The sequence below is a fragment of the Devosia sp. A369 genome, from assembly GCF_054489345.1.
On sequence record NZ_JBTMWV010000001.1, the window covers coordinates 377,744 to 400,788 of the forward strand.

Here is a 23,045-nt window from a genome sequence, read left to right on the forward strand (position 1 = left end):
CAGCAAAACGACAGCAGCGCCGGGCCTCGTGCCCGGCGTTGCTGTTACTGGGGTCATCACCAGCATTGATGGCGCCCATTCAGCAATATCGCTTTGCGTGATGGCGGCGCAGGGGTAGACAAGGCGTCCACTCTGGATGCGCCTCATGAACTCGTCCGCTCTCCGCCCTGCGGTTCCGCTGCTCGTACTGATCATCGCCGGCTGCGTCATTGCCGCCGTCGGCAATGGCATTCGCAGCAGTTTTGGCCTGTTCACCCTGCCGATGACCGCCGATCTGGGCCTCACGCGCGAACAGTGGGGCATGGCCATGGCCATCCAGAACCTCGCCTGGGGCATCGCCCAGCCCTTCGCCGGCGCCTATGCCGACCGTGTCGGCACCGGACGAACCGTGGCCTTGGGTGGCGTCATCTTTGCGCTCGGCATGCTGGGCATGGCTTTCTCGCCGGACGCCGGCTGGATGATCATCACTGCCGGCGTCATCACCGGTGTCGGTATCGCCATCTGCTCGTTCAGCGTGGTCATGGCGGCCTTTGGCCGCTCGGTGCCTCAGGAAAAGCGCCCGATGATCTTCGGCATCGCCACTGCCGCATCGTCTTTCGGCCAATTCGCCTTCGCCCCGATCAGCCAGGGCTTCATCAATGCCTTTGGCTGGCAGTCGGCATTGATCTATCTGGGCATGGCGCTGCTGCTGATCATTCCGCTGAGCTACGCCCTGCGTGGCCGCACCGAGAACCCGGTGGGCCATGCCGACCTGCCCTTCATGGAAGCGCTGTCGCGGGCCTGGGGCCACGGCTCCTATCGGCTGCTGGTGATCGGCTTTTTCGTCTGCGGCTTCCATCTGGCGTTCATCAACGTCCACATGCCGGCCTATCTGGTGCAATGCGGGTTGTCGCCGGAAGTGGGCAGCTGGACCATCGCCGTCATTGGCCTGTTCAACATCGTCGGCTCGCTACTGGCCGGCTATTTCGGCGGCCGCCTGCCCAAGCAGTTGCTGCTGGCGACCATCTATTTCCTGCGCGCGCTGGCCATCGGGCTGTTCATGCTGTTCCCGGTCACCGAACTGACCGCCTATACCTTCGCCGCTGTCATGGGCCTGCTCTGGCTGTCGACGGTGCCGCTGACCGCCGGCCTCGTTACCCTGTTCTTCGGCGCGCGCTATATGGGCATGCTCTATGGCGTGGCATTTTTCAGCCACCAGCTCGGCTCCTTCATGGGCGTCTGGCTGGGTGGTGCCGTGTTCGACCTGACCGGGCATTATGATCTGGTCTGGTATCTCGGCATCCTGCTCGGCCTGGCATCAGCCGCCATTCACCTGCCGATCAACGAGCGCTCGGTCAGCAATTTCGCCCTCAAGCCGGCCTGAATTCGATCCATCGGCTATTACCGATAAAGTCTTGCAAATGACGCTCTGCAGGTTCATGGTCCCGAGCCATATTGCTGGTGCCCGCCGCTGACGGCGCCCCTATTCCAGGTTCCACTGATGTCCGATCATTTCACGCGGGTGCTTTCGCGCCCCGAATTTATTGCTCTCATCGCCGCGTTAATGGCCCTCAACGCCCTGGCCATCGACGTCATGCTGCCCGCCCTGCCCTATATGGGCGAGGCGCTCGGCGTGGCGAGCGAGAACGAGCGGCAATTCGTCATTACCGCCTATATGCTGGGCATGGGCATCGCCGTGCTGGGCTTTGGCCCGCTGACCGACCGCTTCGGCCGCCGCGCGCCGCTGCTGGTAGGCATGGCTATCTATATCGTCGCCGCCATCGCCGCCATTTTTGCTCCCAATTTCGTCGTGCTGCTGCTGCTGCGCTTCATCCAGGGCATGGGCGCCGCCAGCGTGCGCGTCATCGCCACCGCCGTCGTGCGCGACCGGTATTCGGGCCGCGAGATGGCCGAAGTGATGTCGCTGACCTTCATGGTGTTCATGGCGATCCCGATCATCGCCCCGGGCATCGGCCAGATTCTGCTGCTGACCGGACCGTGGCAGACCATCTTCATCTTCATGGGCCTGCTGGCCGCCGCCTTCTGGCTGTGGACCTATTTCCGCCTGCCCGAGACGCTGCCGCTCAGCGCGCGGCGTCCATTGAGCTTCAGGGCCGTATTCAGCGGCTTCGCCATCGTCTTCACCAACCGCATGGCGATTTCCTATGGCCTGGCCGGCATGTTCCTGTTCGGCGCGCTTTTTGGTTTCATCAGCTCGTCGCAGCAGATCTTCGTCGATGTCTATGGCCTGGGCGTGTATTTTCCCGTTGCCTTCGCCACGATGGCCGGGCTGATGGCGGTCTCCTCCTTCACCAACTCGCAGATCGTGCGTCGCTTCGGCATGCGCCGGCTGTCGCATGGCGCCATGCTGGTATTCTCCAGCGTCAGCGGCATCTGGGTCATCTTCGCGCTGACCGGATTTTTGCCGCTGTGGCTGTTCTTCGTCCTGCTGTTGATCATCATGTTCAGCTTTGGCTGGGCCGCCTCCAACATGAACTCGCTGTCCATGGAGCCGCTCGGCGCTGTGGCCGGCACGGCCTCGGCGGTGTTCGGCTTCATCCAGACCGTGGGCGGCGCGCTGATCGGCAGCTATACCGGCCAGATGTTCAACGGCACCACGCTGCCGACAGCGGTCGGCTATTTCGCCATGGGCACGCTGGCGCTGATCTGCATTCTGGTGGCGGAAAAGGGCCGGCTATTCGGCGTCGGCGAGCAATATGCCCATGAGGGCGCAGTGGTAGAGGTCGGGCACTGAGGGCTCGCTTCATCCACGGATTCACCTTCTCCCCTTGAGGGAGAAATTTCGCCATTCACCTAAGCAATATCAATAGGTTACGCTGCTGAATAAAGTCATAGCACTGCACCTAGTTATGCACAAGTGAGGCACGCTTTGGCGTTGGGAACGCCAAGCGAGCGATCAAAGTTGAGGCCGGCGGCCACCGTCGATTTGAGATGTACTGCTGCGACCCCCGCGCGCCTGGATTATCTGCCAAGTAGGAATGGGATCAACGGCCAAATCCTGGAATCGGACCTCACCCATGTGCAGCGGCTGCGTCCTTTCGGGATTTGGGACAGGGGGCGGGTTGACGCCGGGCTGCGTTCCCTACCAATTGTTGGTACCTGCCAGGAAGCTTCAATGCGCGGCAATGGCGCTATACTGACAGTGGGTATCGAAACAAGCCAGATGATGGCCAATCGGCTGATCTCAATAACGTCAGGTTTGATCACCTCGCTGAGCGCCTCTTCGAAGAGCTTTGAAGCTTGATACGGACCGGCTGCTTCATTCGGCAACCCAACGTTAGCGGACATTGATAGCGAGTTGCCGCATGGCAGCTACCGACCCCATATCGGCCGTTCGCGGTCAAATTTCGAAATTCCGAAAGCTGCCGTTTGTCGTCACAGAGCGATGCAAACTTTGCACCCGCATACCCAAACCGTTACCATCGCTAAGCTTGGTTGCAGGTGGGCTGCTCCAGTTGTCGAGAGAGCAATCGTGAACCTGAATAACATGGATCTCAATCTCTTGCGGGTCTTCGACGCCCTGATGAGGGAACTCAGCGTCACGCGGGCAGCAAGCAGAATTGGCAGAACCCAGTCGGCGGTGAGTCACTCGCTTTCGAAACTCAGGCGCATTTTCGACGACGAGCTGTTCCTGAAGGACAATGGCCGCTTGAGACCCACTCTGCGAGCACAGCAGGTCGCTGTGGTCGTCACCAGCGTACTTTCGGAGCTTCAGGCCGTCGTCGAAGGTGGTCGATCATTCGAGCCGTTGCAAAGTACGCGAAATTTTCGCATTGGACTAACGGATTACACGGGCGTGGCCTTCCTTCCCCTGCTCGTCCAGATGTTTGCCGACGAAGCGCCGAACGCGACACTCAATATCCTTCACGCCAAGGAGGCTGAAGTACCGGTCAGGATGAGAGCTCGGGAATTCGAATGCGCGATCTTGGGAAACCCCACAATTGACGAGCCTGGGATCGTCGGCGTGGACCTTGGCGTGGATCGAATGGTCTGTGCTGGATGGCGAGGAAACCCCGATCTCAAGGATATGACCGTAGAAAAATACGTGTCACTCCCCCATTTGCAGATATCTGCCGACGGCGCGGCACCTGGGGTCGCCGACACCGTCCTGGCCGACATGAATCTTACGCGTCGCGTGGTCGTCACCGAGCCCCACTACCTTGTCGCGCCTTGGATCCTCAAGGGAAGCCGACTGGTTACGGCCTTTGGCGAAAGTGTGCTCTTCGCTATCTCGGACGCAAGCGAGACGTTGGTCGTGAGACCGCCCATTCCGTTTCCAGACGTTATCCTGAAGATGCTCTACGAAGGCTACCTTGAAACCGATCCAGCGCATCGATGGCTTCGCGCGCTGGTTCGGCGTGTGGCTGATCAGCAAAGAACACAAAAAGAGGTACTCTACGAAAAGCTGCTTACGGCTGGCTAGGTCATTCAAACTCGATGATGGCTTCGATTTCGACGGTGGCCTGTAACGGCAAGGACGAGACGCCAATCGTGCTCCGGGCATGGCGGCCCGCTTCGCCGAAAACTTCTACGAAGAGGTCCGATGCGCCATTCATCACCCGTGGGTGTTCGGCAAAATCATCCGTGGCAGCGATAAAACCGCCGAGGCGACGAACTTTCCGTACCCTGTCAAGGCTGCCAAGTTGGGCTTTGACCTGAGCCAGCACGTTAATCGCAGACGCTCTGGCTGCCGCGATGGCCCGTTCGGCTGATACTTCCGCTCCAACTCGACCCTTTGCTAGCAAGCTACCATCAGAGCCGAGGCAGAGTTGCCCCGAAACAAACAGCAATTTTCCGAACGGACTGGTGCCGACATAATTGGCGACGGAGCGAGGCGAAATAGGAAGCTCGATGCCCAGTTTCTTAAGGCGGTCTTCGACGTTTGCGGTGTTGCTCATTTGGAGTTCCGTGCAGATCGATTTGAAGTGCGGTCAATCGCGTCTGCTATCCGATTGAGGACTTGGTGCAATATTTCGCGCTGGGTCGCCATGTTGATGCGAACATGCCCGGCGCCACCGGATCCCAGGTTCACACCCATTGTTGCGACAACATGTGCTTCCTCTTCGAGGATGTGCTTGAGCCAGTCCTCCGACCCGCCCAGCGAGCCAAAGTCCAACCAAGAGAAATACGTGCCTTCGGCAACGGTCACCCCGACCCAGGGGAGGCGTGTCTGGATAAATTCCAAGAGAAAATTCTGGTTGGCGGCGATGTATTGAACAAGGGCCAGGCTCCAGTCGTCGGCGTCGCGGAACGCCGCTTCAGTGGCCGCTTGTCCAAATATGTCTCCGCCAAAATACAGATTGTTGCGCCTGAGCCCCGTCATGTAGGCCCGCTGAAAGTCGGGATTATTCGTGATGACCAGGGAGTGCTTCAGCCCCGTCAGATTGAATGACTTGCTCGCCGAAATAAGGGAGATAGACCTTGAGGCGGCGGCTTTCGACACCTTCGCATAGGGTGTGAACTGCGAGCCGGGCAGGACCAATCCGAAATACACCTCGTCCGCGATGACGATGATGTTGTGACGGGAGCAGATGCCCTCGAGTCTGGTCAATTCCTCCTTGGTCCAAACCCGACCCACGGGGTTGTGCGGACTGCAAAGGAGCAGCATCTTCGTTTTCGGCGTGATCGCGCTCTCAAGATGCTCGAAATCGAACTCGTACTTGTTGCCGATCTTGCGAAGCGGATTGGCCAGCGCGACACGATTGGCCGCAGCGATCACTTCTGGGAAAATGTGGTGGACTGGCGGCTGGAAGATTATCTCGTCCCCGGGCAACGTCAGTTCCTCGATGATGGGCTGCATCGAGGGATAAATCCCGACATTGCTCAAGATATGCTCGCGCTCTGGGCGCCAATCGAAGTGTCGCGTCAGGTGGCCGATGATTGCGTCATAGTAGGAATTGCGCTTGTAGGGGTAGCCAAAATGCCCCCGTTTCGCGACGGTCTCAATGGCAGCCAACACAGCTGGCGCCGCCTTGAAGTCCATCTCTGCCGTGCCAACGCATAACAGCGAGGGATCATTCTTGCGGGCAATTTCGGCCTCCCACTTCATCGAGCTGAAATTTGTACGATCCAGTGGCTCATCAAAGTCATGGGCGACGAATTCACCTTTCCTTGTAGCCAACTCAGCGCCAGTTTTTTTGACAAAGTTCTCCAATGTGCTGGACATGCAGACACCTCCCTGGCCGGTTTGCGCCGGCTCATCCAAGTTTTTCGAGTGGGTTAGATCAGAGGACCCGGGCCAGGAACTCGCGAGTACGGGCGCTCTTCGGGTTGGTCGTAATCTCAACGGGATCACCAGCTTCGACCACGACGCCACCGTCCATGAAGATCAATTGATCAGCGACGTCCCGAGCGAATGATATCTCGTGCGTGACGACAACCATCGTAATGCCGTCACGAGCGAGGTCTTTCATAACCGAAAGGACTTCGCCGACAAGTTCGGGATCCAAAGCCGAAGTCGGCTCATCAAAGAGAATGACCTTCGGGTTCATGGCCAGTGCCCGGGCGATCGCCACGCGCTGCTGCTGACCACCCGAGAGGCTCGACGAATAGGCGTCATGCTTCTCGGCAAGCCCGACCCGGCGCAAAAGGTCCAGCGCCTTGGCTTTGGCCTGTGCCGGTCGCTCGCCACGCACGTTGATTGGTGCCTCGATCAGATTTTCCAACACTGTCATGTGTGGAAACAGGTTGAACTGCTGAAAAACCATGCCGATCTCAGCGCGGCGCTTGCATATCGCCGCAGGTGAAAGCTCGTGAAGCTTGTTTCCAACGCGTTTGTAGCCGACGTAGTCGCCATCAACCAACAGAAGCCCACCGTTGATTTCCTCGAGGTGGTTGATGCACCTGAGAAAAGTGCTCTTTCCCGAACCCGACGGTCCGATAATGCAGGTGACGGTGCCGGTCTTTACACTCACGTCGACGCCTTTGAGGACCTCCAGAGGACCGAAGGATTTTTTCACACCGCGGGCATAGACCATGATGCCTTCCGGAGCGCTGAACGGGTCGTTGCCATTTACGTGGTTCATGGTGCCACCGCCTTTGTCCGGAAACGAAATAGATTTCGGCGAATTTGGGTCCCCAACGCAACGCGTGAGGGCTGCTGGTCCTTGGAGAAATGTCGTTCGAGAAAGAACTGCCCGATGGACATGATGGATACGACCACAAGGTACCAGACGGTCACCACCAGAAGCAGCGGGATCGTCTCGAATGTGCGGGCATAGATGGACTGCGCTGTATAGAGCAGATCCCCAACCGCGATGATGCTGACCAGCGATGTGGTCTTTAGCAAGTTGATCGTCTCATTACCGGTAGGCGGAATGATCACCCGCATGGCTTGCGGCAGAATGATCCGGCGCAGAAGCTTTCCTGGTGCTATGCCCAGACATGCTGCCGCCTCGGTTTGCCCCCGTGGGACGGACTTCAGACCACCACGGACGATCTCTGCCATGTAGCCTGACTCATGCAATGACAGGGCGATCACCGCTGCGACGAACGGCGTCATGATGGAATTGGTGTCGACGGAAAACACCATCCCGACGCCGGGTATCCAAAGACCGATCGTCTTGAAAATGAGCGACAGATTGTACCACAGCATCAACTGCACGAGGGCCGGAGCCCCTCGAAAAATCCACACGAACATCGCCGCAGGGGCGGAAAGGAACCTGCTGTCCGAGAGCAGCATCAATGCAAGGATGGTGCCGCCGACACTGGCTAGTATCATAACGACAACGGTCAGTATGATGGTGGTTCCAAGCCCCGAAAGTATCCGTGGATGGAAAAGGTAGGTGCCAACGACGTGCCACTGAAATGCTGAATTGGTGACCATGGCGACGGCCAGGCCAACGAGGCAAAGGCCGGCGATGGCAACGGCAATCCATCGCCACACATGGGGCAATGGAACGACCGTTAGCTCTGCAATCTCTGGCGGAACGAATGCCGGGTCTCGCGATGTGGTTCTCAACTGACCCTCCTGTCAATTTTGAGCTGATTGCGGTCGGGTCGCGTCAAGATAGCGCGGCCCGCACATGTCATGGAGTCAGCTGCGATGCCTCGGTATAGACCGTCACATCCGTAGCGGCAGACGTCTGCATGTTGTATTTCGTCAGGATTTCCGCATAGGTGCCGTCGGCGATCAGCTTCTCGAAAGCCGCCTTCATCATGTCGGCGGTCGCAGTGTCGCCTTTGGCAATCGCGACGCCAAGCGGAGTCGGATAGAAGGAATTGCCGGCCACCACGAGTTGACCACCGCTGGTGGTTTCATAATAACCAGCCGAGGTGGAGTCATCGAGGTAGGCGTCCGCCCGACCTGAGGTCACAGCCTGAATGACGTCCTTTTGTTCGGGGTAAATTGCCTTCTTCAGGCCACCCTTGCCGGCCGCCGTACACTCTTCGCTCAGCTTGTCCGCCGCAAAATCTGCCGCTGTGCCTGACTGGACAGCGACGGTTGCGTCGCACAGATTTGCTTTATCCGCAAAGCGATCCTTCTTGTCAGGGCTGGTGACAGCCACGCTGCCTGCTTGGAGGAACGTGACGAAATCCACCTGAGCCAGACGCTCTCCCGTCACGGAAAATGTTGCCCAGCCGACCTTGTAGCGTCCCGAAGCCAGCCCTGGTATCTGCGAAGCGAAAGGCGCGGTTTCGATATTGAGTTCCGCGCCGAGAAGTTTCGCGACGGCATTGGCAAGGTCGATATCAAGACCAGCCGGTTTTCCATTCTCATCCAGGAATTCGAAGGGCGCGTAGCCCAGCGAACTAGCAATGGCAAATTTCCCACTGCTCTGAACGTCTGCGGTTACCGGAATATCTTGTGCATAGGTCGCCAAAGGCGCCAAAAGCACGCCTGACAACAAACAGGCAGCGAGTTTATTCGACAGTCTCATCATTTTGCTTCGTTCCCTCGTATCGGTGACCTGATCTCCCTTGATCACCTGGTCATGCTAGACCCGAGGGCAACCTGCATCAAATTGATGCTCGTCATGAAGAAATGAATTTCGTTCATGCGCCCTGTCCAGCTGTGATGAGCGAAATGTGGTGTGACCTGGCGCATCCCAACAATGGGTCGGCGTCTCAACCCGCAAGGTCAATCGGCCCCAACTTTGCCAAGCAAGCACCGTCCGCTTTCCCGGGAGGCTACTTGACAGCAGACTGTCCGAAACCCACCCCGTAGACGCCATTCTGCGCTTTGTCAGGTCAGACGGCAGCAATCGACCACATTTTAGTCATCTGTGCTTTGCACCGCATCGCTTGTAAGCTGCCGATCCGCAGATCGGTCCCATCGTTCACTCTCCCGCAGCCATCCGTCAGCAGGATGGGAAGACTGGAAGCTTTCTCGGTATCTTAATGGGCTCAACCCGAGCCGACGCTGAAACGCGGCTCTCATTTGCTGAGGGCTGGCGAAGCCGCAATCGAAAGCGATGGCCTTTATCGCATAATCCTTTGCTTCGAGCAGGTTGCGCGCCTGATCGATGCGGACGCTTTCCACAAAGTCGTGTGGTGTTTGTCCCAATTCCTTGACGAACAGGCGCGCCACCGTCCGTTCGCTCGTGCCAGCAATGTGGGCCAGTCGTGCTACGGAAAACGGCTCCTCGAGGTGGTTGACGACATAGGCCTGGACCTTGCCGATCGGCGAATTCGGATCGCCTCGTGGCACCAACAATGGGCTGAACTGCGACTGGCCGCCCTGGCGCTGGGCGACGACCACCAACCGCTTGGCGCAGGCCAGCGCCAGCGCCTCGCCATGATCCTCGCTCACCAGCGCGAGCGCGAGGTCGATGCCCGCGGTCACGCCCGCCGATGTCACCAACGCACCGTCACGAGCATGGATGCGGTCGTACTCCACCCGGCAGGCAGGGAAGCTTGCGGCAAGCTGCGCGGCATTCTGCCAATGCGTCGTCGCGACACGACCATCGAGCAGCCCAGCGTGGCCGAGCACGAACGCACCGGTGCAGATCGATCCATAGCGCTCGGCCAGCGTGCCCCAATTCCGCAGCCAGTCCAACATGGCGACATCCGGCCGGGCCTCTGGCAGTGATGGTCCGCCTGCCACGAGGACAATGTCAAAGCGGCGCCCCGCCTGCGAGAAGGCGAGATGGGGGACCACTGACATGCCGTTCGAGGCCCGGACGGCATTTGTGTCGGCCGCGAGAAGCAGGCAGTTATATGCCTCGTCGGATGGGAGAAACCCATTCGCTTCGGCGAAGACGTCGAGCGGGCCAGCTATGTCTAGCGCCTGCACGCCCTCATGGATGATGAGCGCCACTTCTCTCTTGGTCATCAAATCGCCTCCCGTATCGCTTCAGGCAGCTTATCGCACATGGTTGGCAGGTTTTCGATGGTGTGTAGGTTTGCTGCCAACCCCTCCGCGAGCGATGTATGCCGGTAGCTTCCTCTCACTGGAGATATGAACATGACCGATCCGCTCCTCTCGAAAGCCAGCATCAATGGCATTGCAGTGCCAGACAGCAAACTTGGCCGCGCGATCACCGAATTCGTCCGCGATACGGAATCTGATTTGCTGTTCAATCATTCCAGCCGCGTCTATTTCTTCGGGGCGCTTGCTGGGCAGCAGCGCGGCCTCACGTTCAATTCCGAGCTCCTCTATGCAGCGACGATGTTTCACGACATCGGCCTGATGCCGTCACATAGCAGTCCGGATCTGCGCTTCGAGGTGGATGGCGCCAATGCCGCGCGCGATTTTCTTCAGAGCCACGGCGTCGATGCCTGCGATATTGAAAAGGTCTGGGCCGGGATCGCGCTGCACACCACACCCGGCGTGCCGGAACACATGCATCCGGTGATCGCACTGACCACCGCGGGTGTCGAAATGGACGTACTCGGCCTCACCTATGGCGAGTACGACGACGCGACGCGCGAGGCCGTGGTCTCTGCCTTCCCGCGCACGCCGCGGTTCAAGGAGGACATCATCCAGGCCTTCTATGACGGCATTAAGCACAAGCCTGATACGACCTTCGGCAACGTTAAGGCCGATGTGATCGCCGACAAGGAACCACATTTCCACCGCGGCAATTTCTGCTCGGTCATCCGCAATTCGCGCTGGCACGCCTGATCGAGCTGAGAGTTGGGGCAATGCCGAGTATTTCCGAGACAAACATTGTTTCGCAACCGCCTGTCAACTTTCCTAGAAGCTGTCGGCCTGGTTTCCACCCCGTCATGGACATTACGGCGGCCGGAGCGGACCTGCAGCTTCCGAGAAACGCCAAAGCCCAGCATCCCAGCCTTCAACGCTGCGCCACTCGGATTGAGCGTGGCAATCAGGAGCGGACCACAAACAGTCCCACCAGCACGGCTGCCCAGTGCGTCGCAGCTGCGGCTACGACATGGCCGTGCCAGATGGCTTTGGCGAACTGCAGGCGCTTGTTGGTGTAGAAGAGAACACCGGCTGAATACAATATGCCGCCAAGCGCCAGGAGCCACAGCACCACCTCAGAGGTTATGTCCGCAAGGGGGACTGCTGCGATGGCGCCGATCCAGGCCAAGCCCAGATAGATAGGCACCCAGATCTTCTGGCTGATCGGAGGCAGGAAGATCTTGCCGACAATTCCCAAGCCGGCCAGCACCCATAGGCTTGTGGTCAGCGACCAGGCCCAGGCGCCCGAGAGCAAATACGCGGTGAACGGCGTATAGGTCGCCGCGATCATCAGGAAGATGCCCACATGGTCGAGCCGGCGCAGGATGGGCTTCCATTCAGCCGGCGCGAAGTTGTAGGCGGTGGAGAACCCGAACATGCACACCGCGCCAAGCGAGTAGATTGCGATCACGGCAAGCTTGCCAGTGGCTGGATCCTGAATGCCCATCCAAAGCAGGATGCCACCGCCGACGATGGCAAGGCCGAGGCCAAGCAAATGGACAAACAGGTCGGCGGAGCGCGCCTGGGCGCTAGGATAGTGAGGGCGCGCTGCCATAATGCCTCGGCTAGGGTTGGATAATTCTTCTTGCATATAGGAAGCCTGGGCCAACGATGCGATGGAGTGCGCAGCTAAGTGATCGGACGATTCAATGCCTTGCCACCCTAGCCGACCGCCAAAAGTGGACTTGGTCCCACAGGGACCAAGTCTTGTGCTGGTCCTTTGGTCGGCACCAGCACCCTGTTCAAGAAGTCGGTGCCAACAGATCATCTGCGTTAACAATCTTGGCATATGCGAAGCCCAACGCTGACATAAACGCGGCGTGCACTTGATCAGCTGAAACGGTCTTGCCGTTGAACTCGACGTCTCGCGTAGCTGTCGCGTCCGTGACAACGGTAACATTGAAGCTGTAGTCCGCCGCAGCTCTGGCCGTCGCGTCAATGCACATGTGGGTCATCGCCCCGACGATTACTAGATCTTGAATGCCCTTTGCATCGAGCTGGGCCTTGAGGTCGGTTTCCCGAAATGCGTTCGGGTAGTTCTTCACGACGACCTGCTCGCCGGCCTTCGGTTTAACTTCGGGAATGATCTCGGCTCCCGCTGATCCAGCAACAAAGAACGGAGCGCCTTCGGCGCTCTCAAAGCTCTGTTTATAGCTAGGGCACTTCCTCTCGACAAAACTGCTGGCCAGTTTTTCCCACAAGCCCACAAGCCGAGCAAATCCCACAAAGTCCAGTGAGCACCAGCAGCCCCAGTGAGTACCAGTGAGTACCAGTAAAAAGACCAGTGAAGTACCAGCAAACTAGGGCCACCACACCTCACGCACTGAGAGTGTTTCTGGTCCCAATCAGGGGCAAAACGGCAGCGCAGTGCCGCCAAACGATGCGGTTTGGGCGAATGTCGCCGGCGGCTGGGCCTTTCGCACCCGGGTCAGCTACGCCGATGCCATCGCTGTATCCGCCGCCGTCCCGGCCAGAACCATCGATCTGAGCCAGAACGAGGCGGTGGTGTTGGTCTCGATCGCCTACCATCAGCCGGTCACAAGGGCGGGGGTGTCCAAGGTCCTCGGGCGCAAAGTGTCGCGCGACGTCATCGGCGCGCTGCGGGAGAAAAATATGATCACTACGGGGCCGCGCAGTCCGACCGCTGGGGCGCCGTTCACCTATTTGACGACTAAGGGTTCTTTGCGCAATTCGGGCTCGACACACTTCGGGGTCTGCCTGATCTCGAGCGGCTGGGGGACGCTGGTTTGTACTGCAGTGAACCCGGTTGCGTTGGTTAGCCTGTGGCCGGCTTGCACGGGTGGGCGCAGCTAAGACAACAATCTATATCGCGCATAAGCAAAAAACCGCTGTTCGCTCGATTGACACCATTATCATACTGGCCACAATGCGAATATCCATTCTGGATGCGCCGTGCACCTCCCTATTGAAGCGACTGCTAGGAGCGGCTGGATGAACCGCACGCTTAAGGTGGTGCAAAAAATGGGAGAAGGCTATGAGATCTAAATTCGCACTAACGCGTCACGCGGCTTTATCGGTCGCCAGTGGCATGACCTTAAATTTGGCGATCTTCGGCATGATGCCTTTTGCTGTTGCAGCGGAGGTAACGGGTGAGCGCATTGTCAATGCTGATAGCGAGCCACAGAACTGGCTGTCTAACAATCGCGACTATACGAGCCAACGCTACTCTCCGCTCGATACTATCAACACTGAAAACGTCCAGGGCCTAAAGCTGCTCTATTCGGTCGCGCTCAACAATCAGGCCAATAACTACACGGAATCGACTCCCCTGGCGGAAGACGGTTTTCTCTATCTCACCGACACTTGGGGCGTCGTTTACAAGATTGACGGTACATCAGGCGATACCGGCCGCATTGTCTGGAGCATGGACCCTGGCCAGGAGGCTGCTTCGATTGCCAATCGTGGCGTAGCCTTGGCGGGCAATCTGGTGATCTCGGTGGCCAACGGTCCGGCGCGCGTGATTGGCTCGGACAAGGAGACTGGCGAAGTCATGTGGGAAACCAACGTGACCGGTGATACTCCGCGCGTCGAAATGACCGGCGCGCCACTGCTAGTCAACGGCAACGTGCTGGTTGGCGCCGCCGGCGGGGACGCAGGCACCCGGACATGGATGGCCGCCTACGATATCGAAACCGGCGAGGAGGTCTGGAAGGAGTACAATGTTCCAGCACCGGGCGAACCGGGGTCAGAGACCTGGGCCGACGATAACAATGCCTGGGAAACCGGTGGCGGCGGCATGTATGTGACCGGCAGCTACGACCCGGAAACCAACCTGACCTACTGGGGCGCCGGCAACCCCGTACCAATGTTTGATCCCAGCTATCGCCCCGGCGACAACCTGTTTACCAACAGCGTCCTGGCGCGAAACCCTGACACCGGTGCACTCGACTGGTATTTCCAGTACACGCCCAACGACTCCTGGGACTATGACGAGGAAGGCACCCACATCCTGTTCAAGTCCGAAGTGGACGGCGAAGAGAAAACGCTGCTGACCCACTCGGCGCGCAACGGCTTCCTCTATACCTTCGCTGCGAACAATGGTCAGTTCCTGAAGGCGAATGCCTATATGGACGGCATCAACTGGACGGCGGGCATCGATCCGAAAACCGGCGTCCCGGTCGACTACGATCCGACCAAGCAGGTGCAGACCTATGCCGGCACGGCGTTCCGTACCGAGGACGAACCCACCAAGCAGGCATGCCCCTCGATCGCCGGTGGCAACAACTTCTGGCCGTCCACGCTCAGCCTGAAGACCAACTTGATCTACATCCCCGCAATGACTGGATGTGTGGACGTGACGACCAATTCCAGCGTCCCGCCTTCCGTAGAGACGGGTTTCACTGGCGGCAGCTATGTAGTCTCCGAGCGGCTTGAGAGCTCAATGGTGGCGGCTGATCCGGTAACAGGTGAGATTGTCAAGACGGTACAGCTCAAGTATCCGAACTATGCCGGGGCACTCAGCACGGCCGGCGGCCTGGTATTCACGGCACTAACAGATGGCAGCGTCATAGCGTTTGATGACGAGACACTGGAAGAAGTCTGGAAGATCAATGTAGGCATTGGCTTTACCGCACCGCCAATGACGTTCTCGGTTGATGGCAAGCAATACGTTGCCATTGCCTCTGGCCTGTCCGGCCCGGCACGCGGTAAGCTACGGATGACTCCAGAACTCAGCGAGCAGCGTAACGCGGCAATGCTGTTCGTGTTCGGTCTGTAGGTCAGTCGGCATGGGGACCGCAATTTCTGCGGCCCCCATGCCCGTTGTTGCATAGACTGCTAAAGCTCATGCATTTCGAAGCGCACGTGGCTCTGGAACTGCCCCTCGGTAAATTTGCCGGTGTACGGATCAATCTGCCGCTCGCCGGCCCCGCGCAGAAAACGGGCCGACAGCATATACTCGACGTTGTCGACAGTCAGCGAGCAATCCTGTTTGACGAATTCCCCATTCATGGGTGTTTCTCCTTTAGCCGGCGACAGGTCGACACACGACCAATCTCCACTTTTCGGACGAAATCGCGCCATCAGAAACGGCTGCAGAAACCGTGCGTCTTCGCGCTTGACGGAGGTGTCGCGCGGGTCGCTGACCATGCGCACGCCCTTGACGATGCCAGACGCGTCAATCAGCACCGACATGATGACTGGCAGATCATAGACCTTCGTCCCGGCCCCTGCGATCAAAAGCGGGATGTTGTTGGCCTTGGCCCAGTACTCCAGTTCATCGTCATAGCGAAAATACACTTCCCGCCAACCATTGGCTTCAGGCGGACAGTTCATATATGCTGCAAATCCATCAAGCTGCCGCGATGGCGGCCCCCCATCCGAGCCGCAAGCAAAATCGGCAAAGCTATCGGGGATGGCCGCGAGCGGCTGGCCAAGCCTAATCCTCCAGACGTCGCTTGCCGCCGGTTCTTCGGCGGCCATGACGGTGCTTGCCAAGCCAAGAATGGCACACAGGCCCGCCCCAAACACGCTAAAACCCTGCGAGGTCATTCTGCTTTCCCTGTGCTGTGGAACGAAAAGCCGCTAAATTCGGTTCGACCGCACACTAGCATAGACGAGCCCGCCAAATAGCAATCAAGATTATTGACCCCCTGAAAGGAACCAAGAAATGGCGAAATCATCAGTGGCGCACCGCGCGCGCCCCCCAGCCATGCGCGTGCTAGGCGGCCTGTTGTTGGGGACGCTGTTCTGCGCGGGTCTCACTCAGGCGTCGCAAGCTCAGATGACTGGCGGGGAACGCATCTATTTCGAGAAGGGCGGCTGCAACCAATGCCACGGCCGAAATGGTGACGGCGTTGGCGACGACGCACGGGAAAGTGGCGCCAATCTACGGGAAACCGGCCTAGACAAGGAACTGCTCGTGGAGATTATCTCGTGCGGCATTCCGGGCACCAACATGCCGTACTTCGAAAAATTCTCTTATACGGATGATCGCTGCTATGGAATGACTTCCGAGGATATCGGCTCGGACAAACCTCAGGGGCCTCTCACCACTTTCCTCGCCAAACGGGATATCGACGCCGTTGCCGACTACATCCTTGACAATTTTGCTGGCAAGGGCCCGGTCGGCCCTGCGGCGGCAGCACCCGCTGCAGCCTCAACGCCACCTCAATCGCATTGACAATGACCGCAAACCGTTGGGCCATCCTTGCCTGCTGCCTGGGTATTACTCTGGCAGCAGTCACACCAGCATCAACGCAGCCGATCATGGCAACTGGCTTCGAGAAGGCCTCCTGTCCAGGGTGTGACCTGGACGGGGCAAGGTACAAACGGCAGGATCTTGCCGGCAGTGATTTCTCGGGAGCGAGCTTGATCGGAGCCGTTTTTCATCGCGCTAACCTGGCGGGGACCGACTTTAGCCGGGCCAATCTGTCGAAAGCCAATCTGAACAAGTCTCGCGCTAGTCAGGCCGATTTCAACGGCGCCAATCTAACAGATGCCCTGTTTTATGAGGCAGATGGCAGCAAGGCCCAGTTCGCCAACGCTGTGTTGCCGGGTGTTAAAATGCAGGGAGCCCGCCTACTGGCGGCAGTGTTCGACAACGCCGACCTCAGTGGCTCATTTCTGACAGGAGCGCGCCTGGATGGCGCCAGCCTACAGCGCGCGAATCTGGAGCGCAGCAATCTGATCGGCGCGGTATTATCTAAAGCCGATCTGGAGAACGCAATCCTGATAGGGAGCGGGCTGATCGATGCCAGGATTCGCAATGCCAATTTGCGCGGCGCCGATCTCAGCGGCGCTGACCTCTACAACGCGGACCTGAGTGGCAGTGACCTGACTGGCGCCAACCTCGCAGGCGCTCGGTTGACCCGTGCGCGCTTGACCGGAGCCATAATGGAGGGGGTTAATTTGTCCGGCACGATCATGCCCAATGGTGACCTGCACGAATGAGCCGGTTTCCCTGGGTCATGATGATCCTGCTATTGCTTTTGGCCGCCGGCTCCCTGTCTGGGGTCGCGGTATTTGCCGGATTGCTGCGAGGCTGGGCCCCTGGACCTCTCGTGGCCGAAGTCCAGTTGCAACAGTTTCGACTTCCCGCCGGGTTCGGGATCGACCCTCCTTTGATTGCAGGCCATATGGTCACCCAGCTCAAAGACCGGGTGGACAAGGACGTGGCGCTGAGCGTCATCCTGGGCACGGAGGGTGCGCGCCAGTTGCGGGAGGTGGTTGTCCCTCGCCTCGTTCATCCCGACCTCATCGCCCGCATGATGGACAACATACCGCCGCTGAAAACCCTAACTGAGGTACAAAACTACCGGTCCAGTGCTACTGTGTCGGTGCATAATGAGGGCGCCACTGTCCTGACCGATGTGGCATTGACCCTTCCGGGCACACTTAGGGCCGAGACGGCCGAGGGGCCGCTCACCATCGTGACCCCGGTCGAGGGCTTGCAAACCATCATTCTGGCGGATCTCCAACCAAATGAAATCGTCGTTCTGGAAGCTTGGCAGGACCGGCGCCTTGACATCGAAGGCGCGCTGGACGCCCGGATCACAGTGGGCGCCGCCGGCGTTGACGGCACTGTTGTCATCTATGGCCGTCAGGAATGGGCTGGGCAGGCTTTCGAAACCAACGTCTGGGGACGGTGGGCCGCCTGGATTATCCTGATCGGCGTCGCAGCAGGCTCACTGGGGCTGCTTGTGTGGCTCGTGGTGCGGGCGGTCTACCCTGCGCGACCGTGATGGGCCGGTGTTGAGGCGCAGAGTCGTTCTCTGCGCTTTAGAGCATTTCGGGACTGAATGCGCAGGGTCATGCCGGCCCACTGAATGAACCGGTGGGAAACGCTCTAACCTTATTTTCGGTATTTCTTCCTTCTGAAATCGGTACCGACCTTTGGCAGACATCCTTTAAATTTTTGGAGGTGTCACGGGAGCTGGCAACCTCCCAAACGTCAGGTTTCCAAAATCGAGTGCTTGCACACGCTGGCCGGTGGAACCGCCCTCGCCCTGCTGACCGATGCGCGTCTCCGCCGCAATTTTTTTAGCCAGCCGGGTCGGCGTGTCCGCTGCAGGATCCTCGTCGGAGATGCGGCCGGCGACATCTTCTCCTTGCGCCAGCTGAGTCTGCGCCGTGGTGAGTTTGTGCACCAATGCCTCGTCATAGGGCACTTCGTAGGCACGCGGGAATCCGGACGGATAGTTGTGTTCGTCGAGCGCCTCCAGCCACAGATAGATTTGCCCTGGATACTCGGTAAGCATGTTCGGCTCCACTATGCGAAACCAGTGCAACTGGAACAATCTGGGCAGAGCGGCATCGCTGGCCCAGCCGCGCAATTCGCCAGCGCTCCAATAGCCCGTCAACATCAGGGCACTGGCCAACAGAGCTGCGGTTATGCGCGAGGCCGGCCGGACCGTGGAAGCCAGCAGGATGACGACCAGGATGACGACGACAAAGCCGTAGGTTGCGGCGAGCAGAAGAATGTTGAACGTCGTCATTTAGGTGATATGCTCCCACCTCCGCCGTCGGTGGACAATTGCGGCGGCTGTCTCGGCGCATTGCCTCGGTCCTTGACCAAGGCCACAAGGCTCGTCGGTCGGTTGTTCACATCAGTGATTGTACTACCGTTAAGGGTGAAACGGACGACGGTGTCCTCTTGGCCGGTGCCTCCAAGCATGACCTGCCCATAATAGATCACCTTGAGAACAGGATTGACCTTCTCCACTTTTGCGGTGACTGGTACCGGTTGGGTGGTCGTCGCAATATAGTGCACGACATTGACGATATACTCACCGTCCATCAAGCCCCGTACCGACACGATCTCCTGGTTAAGCGAGTTGCGGATCTCTTCGCCGTTGAGCGAAATTACGTCCATGTACTCACCACGATCATCCCGATCCAGATGCATCAGGCCGCCCTCGCGCTGGTGGTACCAGACAATATTTCCTGCCGGATCCTGGACATAAATGTCGACGTCATCGGGATGATTGTCGGGCCAGCCCACCGTGATCAGCAGTTCGACTTCGGTGTCAACTTTACCGGTCTTGTTCGACGGACTGATCAGTGCAAAAGCCAGAAAGAAAAAAAACGCGAAGGCGACACAGGAGTTGAACAGCAAGTCCGTGAAGGTGTCGAATTCGGACTCGACATCAGGTTCAAACATGGGCGTCCGTCATCGGCAGGGGCGCGAGATATATATCACCGATCCGCACAGTGCTCTTGATGACGTCCGCTGCCACCCCCTCCAGCAGGTTGAATTGTATTCGCAAGATCAAGCCGCAAACCAGCCCTGCTACCGTTGTCAGCAATGCCGTCGCCATACCCCCGGTCATCCCTCGGAGCGCAGTGCGCAGGGTTTCGGGGTCGAACTGGGCAATTCCATCCATCGTTGACAGCATCTGGATGAAGCCGATCACTGTCCCCAACATTCCCAACTTGTAGAGCACGTCGCTGCCATAGATGCCAAACCGGGCTCGGCTACGAAACTGGCTGATGAAAGCATCTAATAGCACGCCCGGTCTTGCATTGGGATCGCGGGACCGCTTGAGCAAAATATCGGAGAGATGTTCTCCCACCCAGCCCCGCGGCAGCACGTAGTCCCCAATGCGGGTGACGCCCGCGTTCACGCTTGCCAGTTCACCCAGATCTAGTCGGTGAGAACTGAGTTTAGCCACATGCAATTCGCTGGAAAATTGCACGATGGTAGCGAGGCAGTACAGGCTGAAACCGGCGAACAGAATGGCGATAAGCACCGAAACATGGCTGCTGTCCGCTGCAAAAAGATATTGTAGGAACCCATAGTCATAGCCGACCACCAAACCCAAAACGACCAGTCCAGCCAACAGGAGCCAGAGCGCGACCTTATCGTACGCTCGGTTGCCGACCTTATCCGTCAGCTTTCCCGGAGCCGCCATTGTCAAGTATCCTCGCAGACTCATTTATAGCCACCCGGCGACTGAATTTCGCGCCATTCCCAAGGAGGCTGGAACTCCACTCCCGGCTGCCAAAGCCCGACGCCAGCCATGATGGCGTCCACCTGGACTGACGTGTAGGCGTCGCTCTCTTTTGGAAACGCCAAGGCCATACCGGCTTTGACCATCTGGGCGTTGATGTCGACCCCACCCACCTCGCAGATTGCGTAAAAGCGATTGAACGGATCGGATTGCGTGGTGGTGAAGCAGGTCACCGGTCCACTGGCAATCAAAGCCTGCAGTGTGCGTAACGCGGCATCGAAACATCCCCAGTTTCGCCCATTGGCCCGACAATTTTGGTCAGGCTCAGGGGCATCGATCCCCCACAAGACCACACGGTCTTGCCCGATCTTGACAATGTCGGCGTTCAGGGCTTCAGCAGGCCCCTGGATGACCCGCACCTCATCCGCCGACGATTGGCTGACCAGCAGCAACAAGGTGCCAGCTATATAACCCCGTAGTTTCATCCTCCTGCTCCTCTGCGTCAAACTGCAGCCGAGACATTCGATCGTGCAGGCGTTCCAGAATTTTCAACTTTTTGCATTGTAAGGCCGACGATTTCTCGGGACATCGAGTGTGCGTGATTATAGCCGTTCGCGGAGGGCTTCATAGGGCGTTTTGCCATTGAACGCTCCGTGTGGGCGATTGAAGTTTTAGAAGTTCCCCACTCGTTGAGCTTGGCCTCAAGATCGACATCACCCTTGTACGACAACAGCTGGTAAAATTCCTGCTGGTCTGAGCGATGTTGACCGGTTTTCGGGCGTGACGCCGGGCTGGCGCGGTCACCTTCCATGGTACGTCGTCTTTCCTGCTCGCAGCGCATCTGTGCCGCTGTCGACCGACACAGTCTACTTGATGCGGGTCCGCTGAACAGAAAAATCTGTTTGCCAAATGGGGTTTGGCAGATAGGCATGGGACAAGATGCAGACGCGCGAGGAGGACCGCCAGGTTGGAGAACGGTCGCCATTCGCCATATTTGTAGCCGAGAGGACATGCTCATGGCCGAGCTGGCTCCGCCGCCGTTAAGTCGCGCGACAACAAACTCTGTTGACTCGCCTGCGTCGGAAATTTCGTCGGCCGCCACGCTGGCCGCGCGGGCGAGTACGCGCCGCCGGCGCGAGCGCCACACGGTGATCGGCGCTCAGGTGACCATCGCGCTGCTGCTGCTGGTGGGCATGTATGCGCTCAATGCCACGGCCGGCAATTTGACCATGCCGCACCCCTATGATGTGGTCGGAGAGAGCATTAAGATGTGGTCGGACGGCACCATGTTGCGGGCGCTGGGCGAGTCACTCACCGTGCTGGGGCTGGGCTTCCTGCTCTCGGCGACCACCGGCATAGCCGTGGGCATCCTGCTCGGCGGCTTTCGCTTTCTGGGTCGCGTGTTCGACCCCTTCGTCAATGCGATGAATTCGACCCCGGGCGCCGCCTTCATCCCGCTCATCATCGTCTGGTTCGGTCTCTATACCGAAGCCAAGGTGGTCGTGGTGTGGAACGCCGCCCTGTTTCCGATCCTGATCAACACAGCCGCCGGCATTGCCAATGCCAATAAAGACCTGGTGGAAATGGCGCGGGCCTTCGGCGCCGACCGGGCAACGCTGTTCTGGAAAGTCATGGTGCCCGATGCCCTGCCGTCCATACTCAGCGGCTTGCGCATCGGGGCGGCCATCTGCATCGTGGGCACCGTCATCGCCGAGCTGACCATGGCCCAGTCCGGCCTGGGGGGTCTGCTGATCGCCGCTGGCAATCGTTTCCAGATGGACCGCTATTTCGCGGTGGTCATCGTTCTGATGGCGCTGGGCAGTCTCATCACCGCGCTGCTCCGTTTCACGGAAAACCGCATCGGCCGCTGGCGGCTGTCACTATCGGACGGTCACTGACCATGGATCCCGCACCTGAACCCCTGATTTCGCTCCGCCATGTCGGCAAATCCTTCAAGGATGGAAAGGTCCGCGCGCTCGAGGATATTTCCTTCGATGTGCGGCCAGGTGAATTCATCAGCTTGGTTGGCCCAAGCGGATGTGGCAAGACCACCCTGCTCCGGCTCATCAATGGCCTGATCGCGGTGGATGACGGCACGGTGCGGGTGAGGGGCGCGGCGCCCGAGCCGGGGCCGGATCTGGCGATGGTCTTCCAATCTGCGCGCCTGCTGCCCTGGCGAACCGTGGCAGGCAATATCGAATTCGCCCTCTCGCTGCGTGGCCTCGACCGCAAGGAGCAGGTCCAGCGCGCCCTGGCCCTGCTGGGCGCGGTCGGCCTGCGCGATTTTGCCGATGCATTTCCGCATGAACTCTCGGGTGGCATGCAGCAACGCGTTGGTCTTGCCCGGGCGCTGGCGGTGGAGCCCAAAGTGCTGCTGATGGACGAGCCTTTCGCCGCACTCGATGCCATGACGCGCGAAGTGCTGCGCGGAGAACTGCTGCAGATGTGGTCGCGCCAGCGGATGGCCATCGTCTTCGTGACGCATGATATCGATGAAGCCATCATGCTGTCGCAGCGCATCGTGCTGTTGCGGCCCCGGCCCGGCCGGGTGGACGAAATCATCGATGTCGACCTTCCCGAGCCGCGTTGGCTGAACGATCCGCGCACTCTCCCGGCCTTCGCCGCCATGCGCAAGCATCTCTGGTCGCGCATTCACGATATGGTGCGCGATGGCGCCGAACTCGAGGAACTGGCGGGGGCGTTCCCCAAGGCCGACGCGGAAGACTCCGCCGCCCTATAAGCTTTTCTCATAGCACGGATAGGTGTTT

The 23,045-nt window shown here is 58.9% G+C and carries 24 protein-coding genes and 1 pseudogene; 11 read left to right on the plus strand and 14 right to left on the minus strand.

Going from position 1 to position 23,045, the window contains the following annotated elements; genetic code table 11:
* Positions 1 to 145 precede the first annotated feature (145 nt).
* The 3 genes from ACX3OZ_RS01975 (at position 146) to ACX3OZ_RS01985 (ending at position 4,423) form a co-directional block, all read left to right on the plus strand.
* Positions 146 to 1,363, plus strand: coding sequence for an MFS transporter (locus ACX3OZ_RS01975; protein ID WP_459095081.1), 1,218 nt, complete (start codon positions 146 to 148; stop codon positions 1,361 to 1,363).
* 117 nt (positions 1,364 to 1,480) lie between these two features.
* Positions 1,481 to 2,734, plus strand: coding sequence for a multidrug effflux MFS transporter (locus ACX3OZ_RS01980; protein WP_459095080.1), 1,254 nt, complete (start codon positions 1,481 to 1,483; stop codon positions 2,732 to 2,734).
* A 738-nt stretch (positions 2,735 to 3,472) separates the two neighbouring features.
* Positions 3,473 to 4,423, plus strand: a complete 951-nt coding sequence (locus ACX3OZ_RS01985) for a LysR family transcriptional regulator (RefSeq protein WP_459103714.1) — start codon at positions 3,473 to 3,475, stop codon at positions 4,421 to 4,423.
* Between the two features lies 1 nt (position 4,424).
* On the opposite strand, the gene ACX3OZ_RS01990 is transcribed toward ACX3OZ_RS01985, so the two are convergent.
* The 6 genes from ACX3OZ_RS01990 to ACX3OZ_RS02015 all read right to left on the minus strand — a co-directional run bounded on the left by ACX3OZ_RS01990 (position 4,425) and on the right by ACX3OZ_RS02015 (position 10,273).
* Positions 4,425 to 4,898: a RidA family protein gene (locus ACX3OZ_RS01990; RefSeq protein ID WP_459103715.1), complete on the minus strand. Its 474-nt coding sequence runs from the start codon at positions 4,896 to 4,898 to the stop codon at positions 4,425 to 4,427.
* Complete coding sequence (locus tag ACX3OZ_RS01995; protein WP_459103716.1) at positions 4,895 to 6,166, minus strand: MalY/PatB family protein; 1,272 nt, start codon at positions 6,164 to 6,166, stop codon at positions 4,895 to 4,897. The genes ACX3OZ_RS01990 and ACX3OZ_RS01995 overlap by 4 nt, the downstream gene beginning before the upstream one ends.
* 58 nt (positions 6,167 to 6,224) lie before the next feature.
* Complete coding sequence (locus ACX3OZ_RS02000) at positions 6,225 to 6,977, minus strand: amino acid ABC transporter ATP-binding protein (protein ID WP_459103832.1); 753 nt, start codon at positions 6,975 to 6,977, stop codon at positions 6,225 to 6,227.
* Positions 6,978 to 7,021: 44 nt separating this feature from the next.
* Positions 7,022 to 7,960, minus strand: coding sequence for an amino acid ABC transporter permease (locus ACX3OZ_RS02005; RefSeq protein ID WP_459103717.1), 939 nt, complete (start codon positions 7,958 to 7,960; stop codon positions 7,022 to 7,024).
* Between the two features lie 67 nt (positions 7,961 to 8,027).
* Complete coding sequence (locus ACX3OZ_RS02010) at positions 8,028 to 8,927, minus strand: ABC transporter substrate-binding protein (RefSeq protein ID WP_459103718.1); 900 nt, start codon at positions 8,925 to 8,927, stop codon at positions 8,028 to 8,030.
* Positions 8,928 to 9,214: 287 nt separating this feature from the next.
* A complete protein-coding gene (locus tag ACX3OZ_RS02015; protein ID WP_459103719.1) occupies positions 9,215 to 10,273 on the minus strand; it encodes a GlxA family transcriptional regulator in 1,059 nt (352 codons plus the stop codon).
* 132 nt (positions 10,274 to 10,405) lie between these two features.
* Between ACX3OZ_RS02015 and ACX3OZ_RS02020 the strand changes: the two genes are divergently transcribed.
* Positions 10,406 to 11,065, plus strand: coding sequence for an HD domain-containing protein (locus tag ACX3OZ_RS02020; RefSeq protein ID WP_459103720.1), 660 nt, complete (start codon positions 10,406 to 10,408; stop codon positions 11,063 to 11,065).
* A gap of 205 nt (positions 11,066 to 11,270) precedes the next feature.
* Here ACX3OZ_RS02020 and trhA read toward each other — a convergent pair whose 3' ends face one another.
* A complete protein-coding gene (trhA, locus tag ACX3OZ_RS02025) occupies positions 11,271 to 11,957 on the minus strand; it encodes a PAQR family membrane homeostasis protein TrhA (protein WP_459103721.1) in 687 nt (228 codons plus the stop codon).
* Positions 11,958 to 12,108: 151 nt separating this feature from the next.
* On the minus strand, positions 12,109 to 12,567 hold the full coding sequence (locus tag ACX3OZ_RS02030) for a cysteine hydrolase family protein (RefSeq protein ID WP_459103722.1): 459 nt from the start codon (positions 12,565 to 12,567) through the stop codon (positions 12,109 to 12,111).
* A 166-nt stretch (positions 12,568 to 12,733) separates the two neighbouring features.
* On the opposite strand from ACX3OZ_RS02030, the gene scpB reads away from it, so the two are divergent.
* Together scpB and ACX3OZ_RS02040 are read left to right on the plus strand one after the other, a co-directional pair.
* Positions 12,734 to 13,180 (plus strand): SMC-Scp complex subunit ScpB, encoded by a 447-nt coding sequence (scpB, locus tag ACX3OZ_RS02035; protein ID WP_459103723.1) that lies wholly within the window; start codon positions 12,734 to 12,736, stop codon positions 13,178 to 13,180.
* A 181-nt stretch (positions 13,181 to 13,361) separates the two neighbouring features.
* Positions 13,362 to 15,104: an outer membrane protein assembly factor BamB family protein gene (locus tag ACX3OZ_RS02040; RefSeq protein ID WP_459103724.1), complete on the plus strand. Its 1,743-nt coding sequence runs from the start codon at positions 13,362 to 13,364 to the stop codon at positions 15,102 to 15,104.
* A gap of 59 nt (positions 15,105 to 15,163) precedes the next feature.
* Here the strand turns inward: ACX3OZ_RS02040 and ACX3OZ_RS02045 are convergent, their stop codons facing one another.
* Positions 15,164 to 15,877, minus strand: a complete 714-nt coding sequence (locus tag ACX3OZ_RS02045; protein WP_459103725.1) for a hypothetical protein — start codon at positions 15,875 to 15,877, stop codon at positions 15,164 to 15,166.
* Between the two features lie 118 nt (positions 15,878 to 15,995).
* On the opposite strand from ACX3OZ_RS02045, the gene ACX3OZ_RS02050 reads away from it, so the two are divergent.
* From ACX3OZ_RS02050 to ACX3OZ_RS02060, 3 genes are read left to right on the plus strand one after another with little or no spacing between them, the layout of a single operon-like run.
* Complete coding sequence (locus ACX3OZ_RS02050) at positions 15,996 to 16,508, plus strand: c-type cytochrome (RefSeq protein ID WP_459103726.1); 513 nt, start codon at positions 15,996 to 15,998, stop codon at positions 16,506 to 16,508.
* A 2-nt stretch (positions 16,509 to 16,510) separates the two neighbouring features.
* The gene (locus ACX3OZ_RS02055) at positions 16,511 to 17,278 is read left to right on the plus strand and encodes a pentapeptide repeat-containing protein (RefSeq protein WP_459103727.1); all 768 of its coding nucleotides are present in this window, start codon (positions 16,511 to 16,513) and stop codon (positions 17,276 to 17,278) included.
* The gene (locus tag ACX3OZ_RS02060) at positions 17,275 to 18,069 is read left to right on the plus strand and encodes a hypothetical protein (protein WP_459103728.1); all 795 of its coding nucleotides are present in this window, start codon (positions 17,275 to 17,277) and stop codon (positions 18,067 to 18,069) included. Before ACX3OZ_RS02055 ends, ACX3OZ_RS02060 begins: the two co-directional genes overlap by 4 nt.
* 165 nt (positions 18,070 to 18,234) lie before the next feature.
* Here the strand turns inward: ACX3OZ_RS02060 and ACX3OZ_RS02065 are convergent, their stop codons facing one another.
* From ACX3OZ_RS02065 to ACX3OZ_RS02085, 5 genes and pseudogenes are all read right to left on the minus strand, one after another.
* Positions 18,235 to 18,822, minus strand: a complete 588-nt coding sequence (locus ACX3OZ_RS02065; RefSeq protein ID WP_459103729.1) for a hypothetical protein — start codon at positions 18,820 to 18,822, stop codon at positions 18,235 to 18,237.
* Entirely contained in the window at positions 18,819 to 19,487 is a 669-nt protein-coding gene (locus tag ACX3OZ_RS02070) for a hypothetical protein (RefSeq protein WP_459103730.1), read from the minus strand. The genes ACX3OZ_RS02065 and ACX3OZ_RS02070 overlap by 4 nt, the downstream gene beginning before the upstream one ends.
* On the minus strand, positions 19,480 to 20,238 hold the full coding sequence (locus ACX3OZ_RS02075; RefSeq protein WP_459103731.1) for a MotA/TolQ/ExbB proton channel family protein: 759 nt from the start codon (positions 20,236 to 20,238) through the stop codon (positions 19,480 to 19,482). The genes ACX3OZ_RS02070 and ACX3OZ_RS02075 overlap by 8 nt, the downstream gene beginning before the upstream one ends.
* 20 nt (positions 20,239 to 20,258) lie before the next feature.
* Positions 20,259 to 20,762, minus strand: a complete 504-nt coding sequence (locus tag ACX3OZ_RS02080; RefSeq protein WP_459103732.1) for a thermonuclease family protein — start codon at positions 20,760 to 20,762, stop codon at positions 20,259 to 20,261.
* Positions 20,763 to 20,879: 117 nt separating this feature from the next.
* A pseudogene (locus ACX3OZ_RS02085) lies at positions 20,880 to 21,040 on the minus strand (IS481 family transposase); the annotation flags it as partial.
* 253 nt (positions 21,041 to 21,293) lie between these two features.
* Here ACX3OZ_RS02085 and ACX3OZ_RS02090 point away from each other — a divergent pair.
* Positions 21,294 to 22,175 carry an ABC transporter permease gene (locus ACX3OZ_RS02090; RefSeq protein ID WP_459103733.1) on the plus strand — a complete coding sequence of 294 codons (882 nt, stop codon included), beginning with the start codon at positions 21,294 to 21,296 and terminating at the stop codon, positions 22,173 to 22,175.
* A gap of 2 nt (positions 22,176 to 22,177) precedes the next feature.
* The gene (locus tag ACX3OZ_RS02095) at positions 22,178 to 23,017 is read left to right on the plus strand and encodes an ABC transporter ATP-binding protein (RefSeq protein WP_459103734.1); all 840 of its coding nucleotides are present in this window, start codon (positions 22,178 to 22,180) and stop codon (positions 23,015 to 23,017) included.
* Positions 23,018 to 23,045 lie beyond the last annotated feature (28 nt).

Bases quoted from the DNA above. Each gene is read 5' to 3' on its own strand.
- ACX3OZ_RS01975 (WP_459095081.1), top strand. From the start codon at position 146: ATGAACTCGTCCGCTCTCCGCCCTGCGGTTCCGCTGCTCGTACTGATC.
- ACX3OZ_RS01980 (WP_459095080.1), top strand. From the start codon at position 1,481: ATGTCCGATCATTTCACGCGGGTGCTTTCGCGCCCCGAATTTATTGCT.
- ACX3OZ_RS01990 (WP_459103715.1), bottom strand. From the start codon at position 4,898: ATGAGCAACACCGCAAACGTCGAAGACCGCCTTAAGAAACTGGGCATC.
- ACX3OZ_RS01995 (WP_459103716.1), bottom strand. From the start codon at position 6,166: ATGTCCAGCACATTGGAGAACTTTGTCAAAAAAACTGGCGCTGAGTTG.
- ACX3OZ_RS02000 (WP_459103832.1), bottom strand. From the start codon at position 6,977: ATGGTCTATGCCCGCGGTGTGAAAAAATCCTTCGGTCCTCTGGAGGTC.
- ACX3OZ_RS02015 (WP_459103719.1), bottom strand. From the start codon at position 10,273: ATGACCAAGAGAGAAGTGGCGCTCATCATCCATGAGGGCGTGCAGGCG.
- ACX3OZ_RS02020 (WP_459103720.1), top strand. From the start codon at position 10,406: ATGACCGATCCGCTCCTCTCGAAAGCCAGCATCAATGGCATTGCAGTG.
- trhA (WP_459103721.1), bottom strand. From the start codon at position 11,957: ATGCAAGAAGAATTATCCAACCCTAGCCGAGGCATTATGGCAGCGCGC.
- ACX3OZ_RS02040 (WP_459103724.1), top strand. From the start codon at position 13,362: ATGAGATCTAAATTCGCACTAACGCGTCACGCGGCTTTATCGGTCGCC.
- ACX3OZ_RS02045 (WP_459103725.1), bottom strand. From the start codon at position 15,877: ATGACCTCGCAGGGTTTTAGCGTGTTTGGGGCGGGCCTGTGTGCCATT.
- ACX3OZ_RS02050 (WP_459103726.1), top strand. From the start codon at position 15,996: ATGGCGAAATCATCAGTGGCGCACCGCGCGCGCCCCCCAGCCATGCGC.
- ACX3OZ_RS02055 (WP_459103727.1), top strand. From the start codon at position 16,511: ATGACCGCAAACCGTTGGGCCATCCTTGCCTGCTGCCTGGGTATTACT.
- ACX3OZ_RS02060 (WP_459103728.1), top strand. From the start codon at position 17,275: ATGAGCCGGTTTCCCTGGGTCATGATGATCCTGCTATTGCTTTTGGCC.
- ACX3OZ_RS02065 (WP_459103729.1), bottom strand. From the start codon at position 18,822: ATGACGACGTTCAACATTCTTCTGCTCGCCGCAACCTACGGCTTTGTC.
- ACX3OZ_RS02070 (WP_459103730.1), bottom strand. From the start codon at position 19,487: ATGTTTGAACCTGATGTCGAGTCCGAATTCGACACCTTCACGGACTTG.
- ACX3OZ_RS02075 (WP_459103731.1), bottom strand. From the start codon at position 20,238: ATGGCGGCTCCGGGAAAGCTGACGGATAAGGTCGGCAACCGAGCGTAC.
- ACX3OZ_RS02080 (WP_459103732.1), bottom strand. From the start codon at position 20,762: ATGAAACTACGGGGTTATATAGCTGGCACCTTGTTGCTGCTGGTCAGC.
- ACX3OZ_RS02090 (WP_459103733.1), top strand. From the start codon at position 21,294: ATGGCCGAGCTGGCTCCGCCGCCGTTAAGTCGCGCGACAACAAACTCT.
- ACX3OZ_RS02095 (WP_459103734.1), top strand. From the start codon at position 22,178: ATGGATCCCGCACCTGAACCCCTGATTTCGCTCCGCCATGTCGGCAAA.